General features: G+C 53.5%; 11 protein-coding genes and 1 tRNA gene. 9 read left to right on the top strand and 3 right to left on the bottom strand.

The genetic code is table 11. The features are described from left to right. The 4 genes from ACKI61_RS07670 to ACKI61_RS07655 all read left to right on the top strand — a co-directional run. Positions 1–853: TIGR02147 family protein (locus tag ACKI61_RS07670; RefSeq protein ID WP_407457156.1), on the top strand; the 853-nt coding region annotated here is incomplete at its 5' end. Continuing rightward, positions 850–2,001, top strand: coding sequence for a hypothetical protein (locus ACKI61_RS07665; RefSeq protein ID WP_407457155.1), 1,152 nt, complete (start codon positions 850–852; stop codon positions 1,999–2,001). The genes ACKI61_RS07670 and ACKI61_RS07665, both read left to right, overlap by 4 nt. A gap of 95 nt (positions 2,002–2,096) precedes the next feature. Further along, the gene (locus ACKI61_RS07660) at positions 2,097–2,921 is read left to right on the top strand and encodes a TIGR02147 family protein (RefSeq protein ID WP_407457154.1); all 825 of its coding nucleotides are present in this window, start codon (positions 2,097–2,099) and stop codon (positions 2,919–2,921) included. A gap of 3 nt (positions 2,922–2,924) precedes the next feature. Further along, entirely contained in the window at positions 2,925–4,424 is a 1,500-nt protein-coding gene (locus ACKI61_RS07655) for a hypothetical protein (protein ID WP_407457153.1), read from the top strand. Position 4,425: 1 nt separating this feature from the next. Here ACKI61_RS07655 and ACKI61_RS07650 read toward each other — a convergent pair whose 3' ends face one another. Next, positions 4,426–5,328, bottom strand: coding sequence for a prepilin peptidase (locus ACKI61_RS07650; RefSeq protein ID WP_407457152.1), 903 nt, complete (start codon positions 5,326–5,328; stop codon positions 4,426–4,428). 145 nt (positions 5,329–5,473) lie between these two features. Here ACKI61_RS07650 and ACKI61_RS07645 point away from each other — a divergent pair, with 145 nt between their 5' ends. Next, positions 5,474–10,723, top strand: a complete 5,250-nt coding sequence (locus tag ACKI61_RS07645) for a hypothetical protein (RefSeq protein ID WP_407457151.1) — start codon at positions 5,474–5,476, stop codon at positions 10,721–10,723. Continuing rightward, on the top strand, positions 10,723–11,178 hold the full coding sequence (locus ACKI61_RS07640) for a DUF6941 family protein (protein WP_407457150.1): 456 nt from the start codon (positions 10,723–10,725) through the stop codon (positions 11,176–11,178). Before ACKI61_RS07645 ends, ACKI61_RS07640 begins: the two co-directional genes overlap by 1 nt. Here the strand turns inward: ACKI61_RS07640 and ACKI61_RS07635 are convergent. Further along, a complete protein-coding gene (locus tag ACKI61_RS07635) occupies positions 11,175–11,843 on the bottom strand; it encodes a 4'-phosphopantetheinyl transferase family protein (RefSeq protein WP_407457149.1) in 669 nt (222 codons plus the stop codon). The genes ACKI61_RS07640 and ACKI61_RS07635 overlap by 4 nt on opposite strands. 39 nt (positions 11,844–11,882) lie before the next feature. Here ACKI61_RS07635 and ACKI61_RS07630 point away from each other — a divergent pair, with 39 nt between their 5' ends. The 3 genes from ACKI61_RS07630 (at position 11,883) to ACKI61_RS07620 (ending at position 13,549) form a co-directional block, all read left to right on the top strand. Continuing rightward, positions 11,883–12,431, top strand: coding sequence for a hypothetical protein (locus ACKI61_RS07630; protein ID WP_407457148.1), 549 nt, complete (start codon positions 11,883–11,885; stop codon positions 12,429–12,431). 50 nt (positions 12,432–12,481) lie between these two features. Beyond that, positions 12,482–12,555, top strand: a tRNA-Val gene (locus tag ACKI61_RS07625). Positions 12,556–12,847: 292 nt separating this feature from the next. Then, positions 12,848–13,549, top strand: coding sequence for a hypothetical protein (locus ACKI61_RS07620; protein ID WP_407457147.1), 702 nt, complete (start codon positions 12,848–12,850; stop codon positions 13,547–13,549). Between the two features lie 295 nt (positions 13,550–13,844). On the opposite strand, the gene ACKI61_RS07615 is transcribed toward ACKI61_RS07620, so the two are convergent. Beyond that, a partial coding sequence (locus ACKI61_RS07615) for an FAD-dependent oxidoreductase (protein WP_407457146.1) occupies positions 13,845–14,303 on the bottom strand: 459 nt, incomplete at its 5' end.

The raw sequence follows: 14,303 nt of genomic DNA, 5'->3' as shown, positions 1-14,303 counted from the left end.
CGCCATGTTTTCGAAAAACAAGATCAACATATACGACTATTCCGACTACCGCAAGTTTTTGCAGGAGTTCTACGAACTGGAAAAGTCGCTGGACCCGACGTTCAGCTACCGCGTGTTCGCCACTGCGGTCAACATGGATGCGAGCCTCCTGGTAAAGATTTTGCAGGGCAAGCGCCACGTTTCGCCCAAGTGCATCGAGACTTTCGTGCAGTTCTTCCGGTTCAAGGAAGCCAAGGCGGAGTATTTCCGCGAGATGGTCGCCTACGGGAAGGCGAAAACCGACGAGCAGGTGCGCAAGCATTTCGAGACACTGCAGAAGATGCGCCCTGCCGCCTGCCGCGAGCTGGACGAAGCCCGCTACCGCTACTTTCAGCAGTGGTTCTACCCGATGATACGTTCGGCCCTCGACGTGTTCGACTACCGCGGCCCGCAGGATGCCGCAAAGCTCGGCGAGAGCAGCGTCCCGAAACTCACCGCCACGCAGGTACAGGCCGCAGTAGACGCGCTGTTGCAGCTCGGGCTCGCGCATACCCGCAAGGACGGCCGCGTGGTGCCTACCGAGGCCCACCTCAAGACGAAGGAACACTGGCTGAGCGCCTGCATCAGCGACTACCAGGCGAGCATTGCGGAACTTGCCCGCAAGTCCATCGCCGATACCCCCAAGGAAAAGCGCGATATCAGCACGCTCACGATGGCGCTCGACTCGAAACAGATTGAAAAAATCCGCGAAATCCTCGCCGAGACGCGAAAATCCATCGTAAATGTGGTCAATGCGATGCCTTCGCAAATTTGCGACAGCGTTTATCAGTTAAATTTCCAGTTGTTCCCGATGATGAAAAAGGAAGAACGATGAAAAGGGCTGTGGAGTGTTTAATATTGGGCGTGGCTATGCTTGCCGGTTGTTCCGACAGCGGCTCCGAAACTGCGGGAGCCACGAGCGAGACAACGAACGGGATTGCCGTCGCGGTGTATGATGTAAATCGCGATCCGATTCCTCAGGCGCGTGTTACCCTGTATTCGAAGGCAGATTTTGCAGTAGTCAATAGTGCCGTCGCCAACGATTCGGGACTAGCCCACTTCGATTCGCTCGCAGAAGAATGTTCCAGCGGGAACTGCTTTGTCGAAGGTATCGCCGGGGCAGATTCCGCACTCATGAACTGGAGCGAATTCAAGCCCGCCATATCCGAGACCGAAATTGCGACGCAAATCGAGCTCGCCCCGTCGGCATCGCTCACTCTGCGTACGGGAGCGACGACTGACGAAGAGGTCTTTGAATTCCTGCGCCTGGAATCTACCCCCTACATGGCCTCGCGCTCCGGAAGCGATTACGTATTCGCTCACGTCCCCGCAGGCATGTTCACCGTGGTCGCCGGAGATTCCGCTGTCGCCACGTTCTCGCTCGAAGCAGGAGCCGAAGCCGACACGCTCGTGAACGTTCCCGGAAAGACCCGCGAATACGTCTTCGAGGATTTCGACGATGGCGACAGCCTGAACAACCTCGCGAAGAATTACAGGAACTACGGCTGGTACTATATCGCCTCGGGTACGGCAACCTGGATTAAGCCCGATTCTGTAGGCGGGTTCGGCGGAGCCATCGTGGACGGTGCTCGCGGGAAACATCTTTCGCTGCAGTTCGACCTGGGCGATTCCGGCTACGTGCTTCTCGGCACGCATCTCGGGCTTGACACGGGCTATTATGATCTGAGCGCGCTCACCGCCATCCGCATGAAGGTTCGCGGGGACTGCGATTTCAGTTTCGCGCTGGAACACTACAAGGATCTTGGCGACAACAACTTCCAGAAATCACTCTGGCACGCGACCGCCGACACCGCCTGGAAGGAATTCGTGTTCAGGCCCGGCAGGGAAAAGCTGAATGCATCCGTGTACCAGGTGGAATGGAAAAATATCGCCCACGAAATCGGGTTCGTGAGCATCTTTGCCAGTAGCGGAAGCTTCCTCGAAATCGACGAGATCGTGTTCGAGGGAATAGATTCGATATAAAAATTCCTAAAAAAACGCAAATGTTCTCAAAAAAGTTCTCACTTTTTTGGGTTTTTTATCTATATTATAAGTGTGTATGGCACCCGGATTTTAAGATGAATCGCTTTTTAGACATATACCAGTTTACGCACTTCCGCAAGTTCCTGGAAGAATACCAGACCGCCCGCGCACAGGCGGAACCGGGCTTCACGCGTACCGAAATCTGCAACCTGCTCGGGCTCGAGAAGAGCCGCAGCTACTTTGCCGATGTCCTCAGGGGCAAGAAGGTCAGCCCCCGTATGGTGGCAAAGTTCATCGAAATCCTCGAACTCGACAAGAAAGAGGCGAAGTACTTCGAGACGATGGTGGAACTCGACCAGGCGAAAAACGATGCCGCCCGCAACGCCGCGATGCAGGAACTGCTGAAACAGCACCCGAACCCGCAGCATATATTAAATGAAGACGCCTACGAATATTATAGCCGCTGGTACCACAGCGCGCTCTTCGCCATATTGGACGCGATGGACGTGGGCGACGACATGGCGCCCGTGCAGAAGAGGATTTTCCCGAAGGTCCCTCTCGGCAAGCTGAAGGATTCGCTCGCCCTGCTGGAACGCCTCGGGCTTGCCCGCAAGAACGAAGAAGGCTTCTGGAAACCCACCAAGGAAAGCATCAGCAGCGGGCCGTACAACAACGCGGAACTCATCAAGCAGTACCAGCTGCAGTGTTTTGAACTCTCGAAGCAGGCGCTCATCACGCCGCCCAAGAAGCCGACCGTCATGAGTACGCTCACGTTCAGCATCTCGAGCGAGGCATACAAGAAGCTCGAGGCCGAACTGCAGGAATTCAAGGGGAAGGCAAGGCGCATCATCGGCGAAGACAAGGAACAAGCCGACGGCGTGTACCAAATGAATATTCACCTGTTCTCAAATTTGGAGTAAACCATGACAAGACGAGAAACGACAAAATTTGCAGCGCTCGCCTTACTTATGGCGGCTCTTTTTAGCGCATGCGCGCTCCCCGAAGACGACAAGGGAACCTCTACCGCAGGCGTGCTCACCGAGACCGAATCGGGGCACACCATCGCCTTCAATACCGGATACAGCTGGGACTACGACCTGCCGAAATCAGCCAAGGTCACATACACCCTGGCAAGAATCGTCGACGGAAAGACGGAATTCTACGATTCCGTCACCGTGGACGCTCACGAATACGCAGTCTTCGAAGATGTCAAGGGCGCCTACAGCGTCATCGCCTCGACCGAAGGTTTCGCCGGTGCACAGATTCTAAAGACAAACGACGAAGACTCTATTTATGTGCGGCTCCAGAAACCCGCGACGCTCAAGCTATCCGTCGACTACGATTCGCTCTCGGTTGGCGACACCATCTGCATCACGGGACTGCTCAAATGCAAGCAGATTACCAAAAGCGATGCCAAGAACGGTTACGCCATCATCGAGAACATCCCGATTGTCGAAAACGACGAAGGTGAAAAGACCATCGAAATCTACAACGGCAAGAAACTCGTCACGAAGGACGTGTTCTGGAACTTCAAGGAAGACGACACATTGTTCGTGAATAACTACGCCAATGCGAACATTCTCTACAGCCTGGATTTTTCGCTGCCGGAATTTGACTTACTCGATTCGCTGGACGACTCCCAACTCGACTCGTTGCTCGTTCCGCTCAAGGAGAAAGGAAACCACGACAAGTCGATGCCTTATTATGAACACGACTATAGCGAAGTTTTCCTGGATGAACAGGGCAACGTGGTTTCATCGCAGGGTGGCGACTGGGTTTCCGAAGACTCCATTATGTACTGGGTAGCCTTGCCGCACATCAGTACCACGGCAAAGCTCACGGCCGTAGCCGGCGAAATCCAGTGGCAAAACTTCGATCGTGCCGACTCCAGGCTCCGCCAGTTCGTAGCAAGCCCCGCGACCGACACGGTTCTTGACATGCGCTACGACAACAGCGTTTTTACCGAGGATTCTAGTGTAGCCATCAGCTTCTGGTTTGAACTTGAAAATCTCGCCGAAGACGCAACTCTACTGAGCGCAGGTTCCGACAGTCTCGGATTCAACATTCGCCGCTGCAGCAAGGATTCCACCGCACTCTGCGCAAGAGTCTACAACGGCATCGATTCCGCATCGACCGATTCCGTGGAATATGGCAAGGCGGCCGTACTCGATGGCAAGCGTCACCACTACTCGCTCGCCATCCACAAGAAGCATCTTGTCATCGCCATAGATGGAAAAACAATCCGCGATACCGACCTGAAGCTTTCCGAAGACTTCTACGGAATCAAGGACATCCAGATTGGCGAAACACCGCTACAGAACCTGGCACTCTACTCCTTCGGTGACTTCATCAAGCACAAGAACGACAAGAACTGGAACCGTCTCAAGGCCTGGCTCTACGCCTTCTACGAAATACAGAAGTAGATTATTCGCCGAAGATAAACTTCAAATAAATTTCTTTCAGAGCGTCGCCCCAAAGGTAAATGATAGGAGCGGCCACCGCAAGGAAGGGTCCGAACGGAATCTGCCCAGCGCCCTCGTCTTCCGCTTCATCGGCGGAATCTTTTTTATTTTGCGAAGCCTTATTTTGTGCAGTCTTTTTAGCAGCACGGCATTCAGCAATCTTTGCGTACGGAACCATAATCAAGATGCCAAGAATCGAGGCGACCACCAGCACTTCGACCGCACGGGTTAGCCCCATGATAGCGCCGAAACCCGCCAAAAGCTTCACATCGCCAAAGCCCATGGCATCCTTGTGCAGCACCTTCGAAGCAATAAAGCCCAGCAGGTAAAGTCCACCACCCGCTGCGACAGCGCCCACAATGCTTTCAACCGGCGTCATGCCTCCCGGAATAAAGGAGATGACAAGGCCTGCGACAATGCCGCCCACCGAAATGGAATCGGGAATTAGTTTGTACTTAAAATCAACTGCGCTCACCGGATAAATACCGAGCAGGAGCCAGAAAAGGGCCAATGCGTCGGCCCAGACTTCAAGGCTTGCGACCGGGGCAGTAAAATTCGTGGAAAACCCAGTTGCCGCATACAGGGCAAGAGCTCCCAACAGCCCGCACAGCGATTCCCCGATAGGATAGATGATACTGATAGGCTGCTTGCAACAAGCGCTTTTTCCCCTTAGAATAATCCAACCTATAATAGGCAGGTTGTAATACAGCGGGATATGCTTTTTGCAAAGTGGACAATGCGACGGCGGATTCACCAGCGAAATTCCGCGCGGCATGCGGTAGACAATCACGTTGTAGAAGCTGCCGACACAGGCGCCCAACACAAAAAAAACAGCAAGACTATACCAAAGAGGGATTTCTTCCATAAAACAGACTCCATCGGTGCGTTATATCACACACGCTTTTCAAATAAAAAAGATAGATTTTAACTGAAAATATTGTGTAGAATTTAATTGAGGATGTGCTATGCGTGTACCCCATTTTTTGTTGTTTTCCCTTGGCGTCTTTTTTATGGTCGCCTTTTACGGATGTTCCAGGGAATCTTCCGTCAAGGAGAACGTGAACCTGAAAAACAACCACTCCCGCGTTTTCGTCTTCAAGGAGGCCATTCCGGACGTGCAGGCGTTCGTTGACTCCATGACAAACACCGCCGTAAGCGAAGCGGATACCATCGCCGATACCCTGACGGTCACCGTAAACGATACCGTGTACCTGCTCGGTGTGCTCCCCTACTTTGTAGATAAAATCTACGGGTTTGAATGGGTGCTTTCCAAGAAGGACGGCAAGGATACCACCATTGCCGGCAAGAACGCCGTTCTAAAGGATTGGGTCTACAAGAAACCGGGGCTGTATGAGCCCAAGTTCGTCGCCTATGATGGCAACAACGCAACCGACACATCTGGAATAGCGACCCGGAAGGCCTGGGTCAGGGTCATTGACACGAAGCCCACGCTGATTGTTCCCAAGGACACGCTGTGGACCAAGCACGACGGAGACATCACCTTCCCAATTCTTGCAAGTGACTCCTTCGGTACCGTCACCAGCATCAAGGTTGACCTGGACGCAAACGGAAAGGGAGACGCCAAAACCTGGAAATACGAAAAATCCGAAGACAGCGACTCGCTCTACATCACCATCAAGAACAAAGACGCAAAGATTGACTCACTCGGCAACCAGAAAATCTACATCATCGTTACCGACGACGACAACAACGAGACCCGCGACAGCGTCTACCTGCACTTCAACAGGATTCCAAGGCTCAAGATAATCTACCCGCAGGACGGCGACCGACACAACATTAACGACCGATTCTACTTCTACTACGAAGGCGAAGACGACGACAATCCGCAGAACCTGAAATATTTCATCTATGCACAGGTCTCGAAGAACGGCCAGCCCCCGCAGAAGGCCTTCACCGAGGACGACCTGATTGCAGCCGAATTCACATCAAACATCTTCGAACCAATCGACCAGAACGGCAAGAACGTCATCACGCTCATCAAGAACCCCGCAAAGCAGCTGACGGGCCGCATCTACTGGGACATGTACGTGACAGACGGCTACGATGTCGTACACATGAAGCGCATCTCGACTGGAGAAGCAACCAGCCGTCCATGGAGTTTCTACATCGGCGACCTGAGCTCAGCGCAGGGCACCTTTACCGGAACGGCGAAGTACCAGGGCCGAGACTCGCATTCGGGAATCCGCGTTGCCTTCAACAACGGCAACAAGACCTTTGATGCAACGACCGACGACAAAGGCAACTACACAGTGAAAGTCGATGTCGGTGAGTACACCGCCACCGCAAGTTCTGACTCGGTGAAGGAATATAATTCCGTGACAGTGAAGGACCTGGTCATCGAATCGGGAAACCTGATTCGTATGGACGAAATTGAACTCAAGGACACCGTCAAGCCGGTTCTGATTGTAAAAAACATTGACACGCTCAAGACTCGCAACTACAACCAGACCATCTACGCACGCGACCTGGGATCCTTCCTAGATACAGTCTCTGCATCGATTGACGGAAAATCCCAAAAGCTCAACTGTACCAAGAGCGACGGCAATGCCGTGTACAATTGTCCCATCGCCCTGAACAACCTTACCGACGGGCAGCACAAGTTTGAATACAGCGCTACGGACAAGGCGGGCAACAAGACAACCCTGAAGCAGACGATCGTCGTCAGTGCCACGTCGATCAGCTTGAACGTGAACGGAGGCCAAAACGCCCGTATCGGACAAGGCGAAAGTTTGGTCTTCACGGCTAAAGTCATCGACGCCTACCCGGCCGCAGAAAACATCACCTGGAGTTGGGACATCGGCGGCGGAACCCAGACGCAAAAGACCTCCGTCGATGAAAACGGTTCTGCAACCATCACGCTTACATACGATGACATTTCCTCAGCGAGCCCCGACAAGGACTACTTCATGACGGTGACCTACAAGGAAAATGGCGCCGACGTGAAGAGCCAAGTCAAATTCGGTATCCTAGGGGACAACCCTGCCGTAGTCTTTACCGAACCCGGCTTTGAAAGCACTGTAAGTATCAATGACCCACTACACTTCAAGGTTAAGCCGTACAAGGGAAAACTAAGCGAGTCTCTCACCCTGCAGTGGACCTGCAGCAGCAACCTTTCTGCCGGCTACACCTGCCCCACCACAGAAGAAGCAGACCTCGCCTTCAGCAAGGTTGGCTCCTATAAGATCATCGTCAAGGTTACCGACAACCTCGATAATTCTGGTTCAGATACCGTCATCGTAAACGTGATCGCAGATCCCCCAACCATTAAAGCGACTACCAACGACAATAGCAACGAATACAAGATCAACTCCATCGTGACGGTGAAAGTTTCGGCAAACGACCGGTTCGGAACCATCAACAGTATCAAGTGGGGCTGCAGCAACGGCAATGTCGCCTTCGACAACGACACCACCTTCGGTAGCCCGGCTGCATCGGTTTCCGACGTGCAGTTCAAGGTGCAACTCCCCGGTTCTGAGACATCGAACTACCGCTGCATTTTCAAGGCAATCGACGACGACAACGAAGAAGGCATGGATACGCTTATTTTCAAGACGCTACTGGACCTGCCGACCGTGAGCCTGAACACCAAGAAGGATACCGTCAAGATCAACAGCAACCAGACCGTCAAGGCAAACGCATCTGACAAGCTCGGATACATCGCCAAGTACGAAATCGCCTGCAGCGACAACCTGAAGGAACTCAAGAACCCCACCTGGGACGAGATGCAGTCTTCGCAGACGACCGTCCGTATGCCGTCTATCGCAACCAACGCTTACTACTGCGTGGTGCAAGTTACCGACGACGACGGCAACACCGCAAGGGATACGGCGACCTACAAGGTGATTGTCGGCCTTCCCACAGTGACTGCCTATGTGAACTACAACAGGGTCACCATCAAGGACGTCGTGGAGCTCAACGCCCACGCCATGGACTCGCTCGGATCTATCGTCAAGTATGAATGGGGCTGCGGCGCGGCATCCGCCGAAAACATCGGCTTCACCTACAGCTCAACTTCGACTCCGAGAACGACGATGACGATGCCCTCCACTCCGCAAAACGGCTACCAGTGCATTGCGCGAGTCACCGACGACGATGGCAACACCGCAAAAGACACCGTCAAGATTGACATCATCTTGGCGCCTCCAACCATTCAGGTTGCAAAGAAGAGCCTTACCGTCCGCGAAGGCTACAACATCACCTTGAATGCAGAAGCCCACGACAACAACGCTCTGCCCTCCGACCCGGGCAGCATCGACAAGCGCGAATGGAGCTGCGGCACACCCGACCAGATCGACAGCCGCTGGAAAAAGGTTAGCGACTACGATACCGTCTGGAAGGCGCCCGCCGCACAGGGAACCTTCTACTGCGTCGCCCGTGTCACCGACAACGATGGCAACACCGCAACAGACACGATCAATATCAACTTCTCGATGGAAATCCCGCTCATCTGGGTGAAGCAGGAACTCATCTACCTGAACCCTGGCGATGCCTTCGAGCTCGACGCGTCGGTGAACGACGTGTGGCAGGGAATCGACTGGTTCACCTGGGAATGTAAGGAAAAGGCCACCGGCAAGACAATGGAAAAGTCCGTACCCAAGTACGACTACAACGCAAACGGCAAGTCATTCCGCATCGGAAAGGACTCAACCTACTCCGAAAAGGAAAAAGACATGTACTGTATCGTGTCGGCACAGGAAACCAGCACCAAGGTAACCTTCAGCGACACGACCGAAGTCCGCATGATGCAATACCACCCCATCGGCGTCATTTCTGCAGCCGACACAGTCTATCTGTGGAGCGGCGACGAATCGGTCGATGACGAAGCGCTCTACTTCTACACCACCGATTGGAACGGCAAGAAATCCAAGATGGGCGACCTCGGCAACAAGAACATGCAGGACTTCTGGTGGAAATTCAGCAATGTCGATGACAACTTCTACCAAGGCAACAGCGACGGAAGCATCGACACAAGCATAGCCGAATTCAACGCGGCGTTCATCCGCAAGACCTACGAAGGCTCCATGACCATCTACCTGGACTACCGTGACTCTACGACCACTTCGCCGAGCAAGGCATTCTATAGCCGCCACCGCGCCGAAGAAGTCAGCCGCAAGGTCTACTTCCGAAGGGCATGGCAGAACCAAGGCAAGGACACGGTATTTGCGCAGACAAGCGTAAACACGATGCCTGCAATGGCGATTGTAAACGACAAGCCCGTTGTGGCCTACCTTACAAGCAAGAACGTACTTGCCGCGGCACGGTTCGACGGTAGCGAATGGAAGTCGCTAGGAACAATCTCGCTCACCGATTCCATCTCACAGATCTACGCAAATGCCCACGGCGGAAACTTCTATGTCGGCGCACTCGAAAGTTCCAAGAAGCTTTCCGTCTACAAGTCAACGGGCGGAACCTCGGCGCTCTCGTCGGTCGGTTCAACAATTACCAAGGTCCTCGCGGCCAAAATCGTGAGCAAGGAATCCGAATCCTACCCGCATGTCGTGCTGCTGAACAGCGATGACCAGAAAATCTACCTGTACGACTTCAACGGCAGTACCTGGAGCACAAACGCCAAGTTCGGCAAGTTTGACGGCAACCAGAAATACCGCGAAGTCGAAGCCGTCTTCAATGGCGACGGCAAGCTGATCGTGATGGGCATTACGACCGGCTACACCGCCTACTACGGTCTCTATAAGACTGACTACACGCAAATCAAGTGGAACGGCTTCAGCGCAACAGACGTAAGCCAGCCCAAGCTCGTCTGCGACGGATCCACCATCTACATGGGATTCCTGAGCCGCGACGTAGACACCTACGGTCCGCGCATGGGCAAGGGAACTATCACAAGCACCGAAATTTCGTGGATCAAGCAGAATAGCAAGTTCGCTAGTTCCCCCATTTCCGAAGGCATCATCGCCTACCACATGAGTTTTGTAATCCGCAACGGAATCATCTATGCCGCAGTCGACGACAACGGTAGGGCAAACTACTCACAGGTTCACGTCTACAGGTACGAAAACAACAAGTGGCACCTGCACGGCGAAAACCAGCTGCCCTACTTCAACACTGTCTTCTACGACAGCAAGGGCTACTTCCTGCGTGGTTGGGGTCCGATGCTCGACATCGACGGTTCCGGCAAAATTTACCTATCCATGCTCGCCCGCGAAAACGCGGGCGGCGCAAGCCGCAACAACGGCCCGCTCGTAATGAAGTACGTGGCCGACAACTGGGAGATTAAGTAATGAACATTGAAATCGCTGCAATCTGTGACGCCGCTACCGCCAATGGAGCTGGCGGCCGCCTGAATATCCTCGGGGCTTTTGACAGAATCTTTTCAAAGTTTCCGCTGGTGATTCCGCAGTGTTCCACAGCATTCCGCATCCGTTATTCCCGCAGCGAAGCCGGCATGCACGACCTGAAGCTCGTCTTCGAGGATGTGTGCGGCAAGCCGATTGTGCCGCCGATGCAGTCGAAGTTTCCGTTGGAACCCGTAGCACAGGGGTTCGACACCGCCGCGGTGAACATGGTACTCAACCTGCAGCGCCTGCAGATCAAGCGCCCAGACAAGTACATCATTCGACTGCTCGTCGACGAGGAAGAGCTGATTAGCCTTCCGCTGTATGCGCTCGAAGTGCCGCAAGACGGAAAGGCTCCCGACGCACCGATTGCAAGCGGAGAACAGGAGCTGCCAAATTAGCGACGGGAAACGGCGATGCACAGAGCCGAGGGCTCCGTCGCCCCGACAGCGTCGCCTTCTAGATCTACAAAATGAACTTTGACCAAATCTCCGGTGCCATGCATCGGGGATTTTGCTTTTTCGAGTTGCACCGGATTATTGAGCAGGGGGCGGCGGAGTGTTCCTTCGAAAAAGTCGCCACCGACACACTTGTAAAAAGCTTCCTTGCGGCACCACAACTTAAAAAATTCTCTTTCGGCCGTTTTTTCACCATAAGGGTCAATCGAGCCAGAGACAGCAAGCGACTTGACATAGGAGGCTTCTTCGGCGCTAAAGAAGCGTTCCGCCAAGTGTAACCGTTTGGGCGAGTAGCGTTCGAGGTCTACCCCGATGCGCAGATCCGAAAGCGACCCTCTGGCGCCAAACGCTAGGACGCAATAGCCTGCCGAATGAGTCCAGTTTGCATCAAAGTCGAGCTTCGAAAAACGCGGACGGGGATCTTGTTTGGATTCCTGAAGGTCCGATGCCGTTACAGGCCCCCCCGAAAATTCGGACAGAATGTCGAAAATAACCGAGCGGTGGTCCGGTTTTTGAGCAAACCCCGCCAGATGGACCACCCCGAGAGGAGTCTCCACATCCAGCCTACGGATGATGCGAGGGCAACCATTGTTGAGAATTTCATTCATAGCCAAATCTTCAACAAAGATAATTTCTAGTTTAGGGGCATGAATTCGACTTTCCGCAAAATAGCTGCACTAACCCTAGGTGCACTCGCATTTGCACTACTCGCCTGCAGCGACATCAACAGCAGCTGGGAAGTCAAGGGCGGAGGCTACATCAAGTACACCTACAACGGCGAAGGCCCCTATACCATAGAACTCGCCAAAAACGACGTGGAACCGCCCTTTTACGTGAACAACAGCCACCATTACTTCTATTTCTGCACCCGGCTCGAAGAAAGCAAACGAGGCGACCAGATTTCGCTAATGGTGAACAACCCCCAGACCGGCAAAAACCTGCCCCCCGTCGACCGGGCAAGCCTCAACGGACGCTACCAGTACGTCACCTGGATGCGCGAGGAATTCTCTTCGGAAGCCCCGCTCATCCCCGACAGCAGTTACATCCGATTTGACGAAATCATCGGGGATTCGCTCTGGACGGCCCGTTTGGAGCTCTATTTTAAGGATTGCCGCACCGGAGCCTGCATTGACACGCTCCCCCCGATCCACATTTCCGGCAGACTGCGGTACTGGGTCCCCGAATCGGAAAGGTAATTTACCCCCTTGACAAGCACAATCGCCTTTACTATATTTGTGCTCACTTCGGTCGATTAGCTCAGTTGGTTAGAGCGCTACCTTGACATGGTAGAGGTCACAGATTCGAGTTCTGTATCGACCACTACCCCCATGATATATATTATGGGGGCTTTCTTTTTTTCGTTTTTTATTCCGCCCACAAAAAAATCTTTAAAAATGTCAACTTCTGACATTCACCTTATGCTATATTTGAAAATGTGGAAAGAATGTGTGTGATTAAAAGAGTTTGTTCCCCGTTTCCTAACGCCCATTGCGCCCCCCGTACAGCATTAGCCCTCGGTTTGGCTAAATAAATCCCCTTTAATTACTGTTTTTGACCTTTGTCCTTACAAAGGGTATTCCGTCGTCTTTGAATCATGCAAAGGAGCAGCAACATGACCAACAACGCCACCCAGAACACCCATATCAACAACCTCATCCAGGTTGCCCAGACATCCATCCGCGAAGACGTCCGCAACAAGGCCATCAGCGAGCTGTGGGACATCTGCGGAACGAGCTTCACCGGCATTATGACCGGCAAGTCCTACCAGGTCGAACCTGACTTCAGTCTGAACGGGTACTCCCCCAAGGAACGCCAGGATTACATGATGGGGTACGCCTTCGATGTCTTCAGCAACGCCGTGAAGATGTTCGATACGACCATGGGCGTTCCGTTCATGGCGTACATCACCCAGAAGGGTTACTGGTTTCTGGACGACGAAAAGCGCCGCAACTCCAAGCGCAGCGCCCACGAAATCTGCGTCGACTTCACGGGCGAAAGCGGCTCCTTCAACGACGACGACTCCGACGAGGTTCGTTCTTGGAATATTCTCAAGAACATGCCCTACGAAAAGGACATCGAGGAGGAATGCTTCCAGAAGGACGCCATTCAGGCAATCCGTCGCATCGCAAGCCCCTACCCCAGGCTGACCGAATACCTGGACGCCTGCGCCGAAGTGTGCGAAAACGGACTCAACTGCACCGACGCCGAAGTCGCAAGGTTCATGGGCTGCACCCGAGCCTGCGTCGGGCAAATCAAGAAGAAGTTGCAGAGTCTTCTGCTGGAAAGCATGGGACCCTACCCCTTCGCCGCTTAACCCCTCCACTGTTCCTTTCCGTTTTCAACTCAATTAAAAAAGGATGGCAAGAGCCATCCTTTTTTCAAATCAACAATTTGATTGTCCGTTCAACCCAGCCGAAGCTAGAAGAAAAAAAGAAGATGGCGCAAAGCCATCCTCTTATAACGCTTTAGGTCTTGAAAAAGAAGCGAGCAGGACCAGGAGCCGAGCCCCCGTAGCGTATTGTAATACGTGAGGGGGCGAGCTATACGACACTTGGGGCATCGCCCCTTAGTGGAGTTATCCTCTATGGGGAGACGCCGTAATGCGAAGCTTATTTTTTCAAGAATTCATTGATGCCTGCGGCAGCGCGGCGCCCCTCACCCATGGCGAGGATCACGGTTGCGGCACCCAGCACGATGTCACCACCGGCGTAGACCTTTTCCATGAAGGTCTTGTTGGCGGTTGCATCTTCGAGAAGGATGTGACCCTTCTTGTCGACGGAGAGTTCCGGCGTGGTGTTGCTGATAAGCGGGTTGGAACCGTTACCGATAGCAACGAGCACGGTGTCGCATTCGATTTCGAAGCTTGCACCTTCGACCTTGACCGGACGCGGACGGCCCTTTTCATCGGGTTCGCCGAGTTCGTACTTGTCGACGAGCATGCCGCGCACGTGGCCGGCTTCGTCGCCAAGAATCTTGGCCGGGTTCTGCAGAACGCAGAATTCGACACCCTCTTCCTGGGCATGGAGAACTTCTTCCTTACGGGCCGGGAGTTCGTTCATGCTGCGGCG

The sequence above is a fragment of the Fibrobacter sp. genome (assembly GCF_045601785.1).
Taxonomy (GTDB): domain Bacteria; phylum Fibrobacterota; class Fibrobacteria; order Fibrobacterales; family Fibrobacteraceae; genus Fibrobacter.
This window is presented reverse-complemented; position numbering and strand designations above follow the sequence as displayed.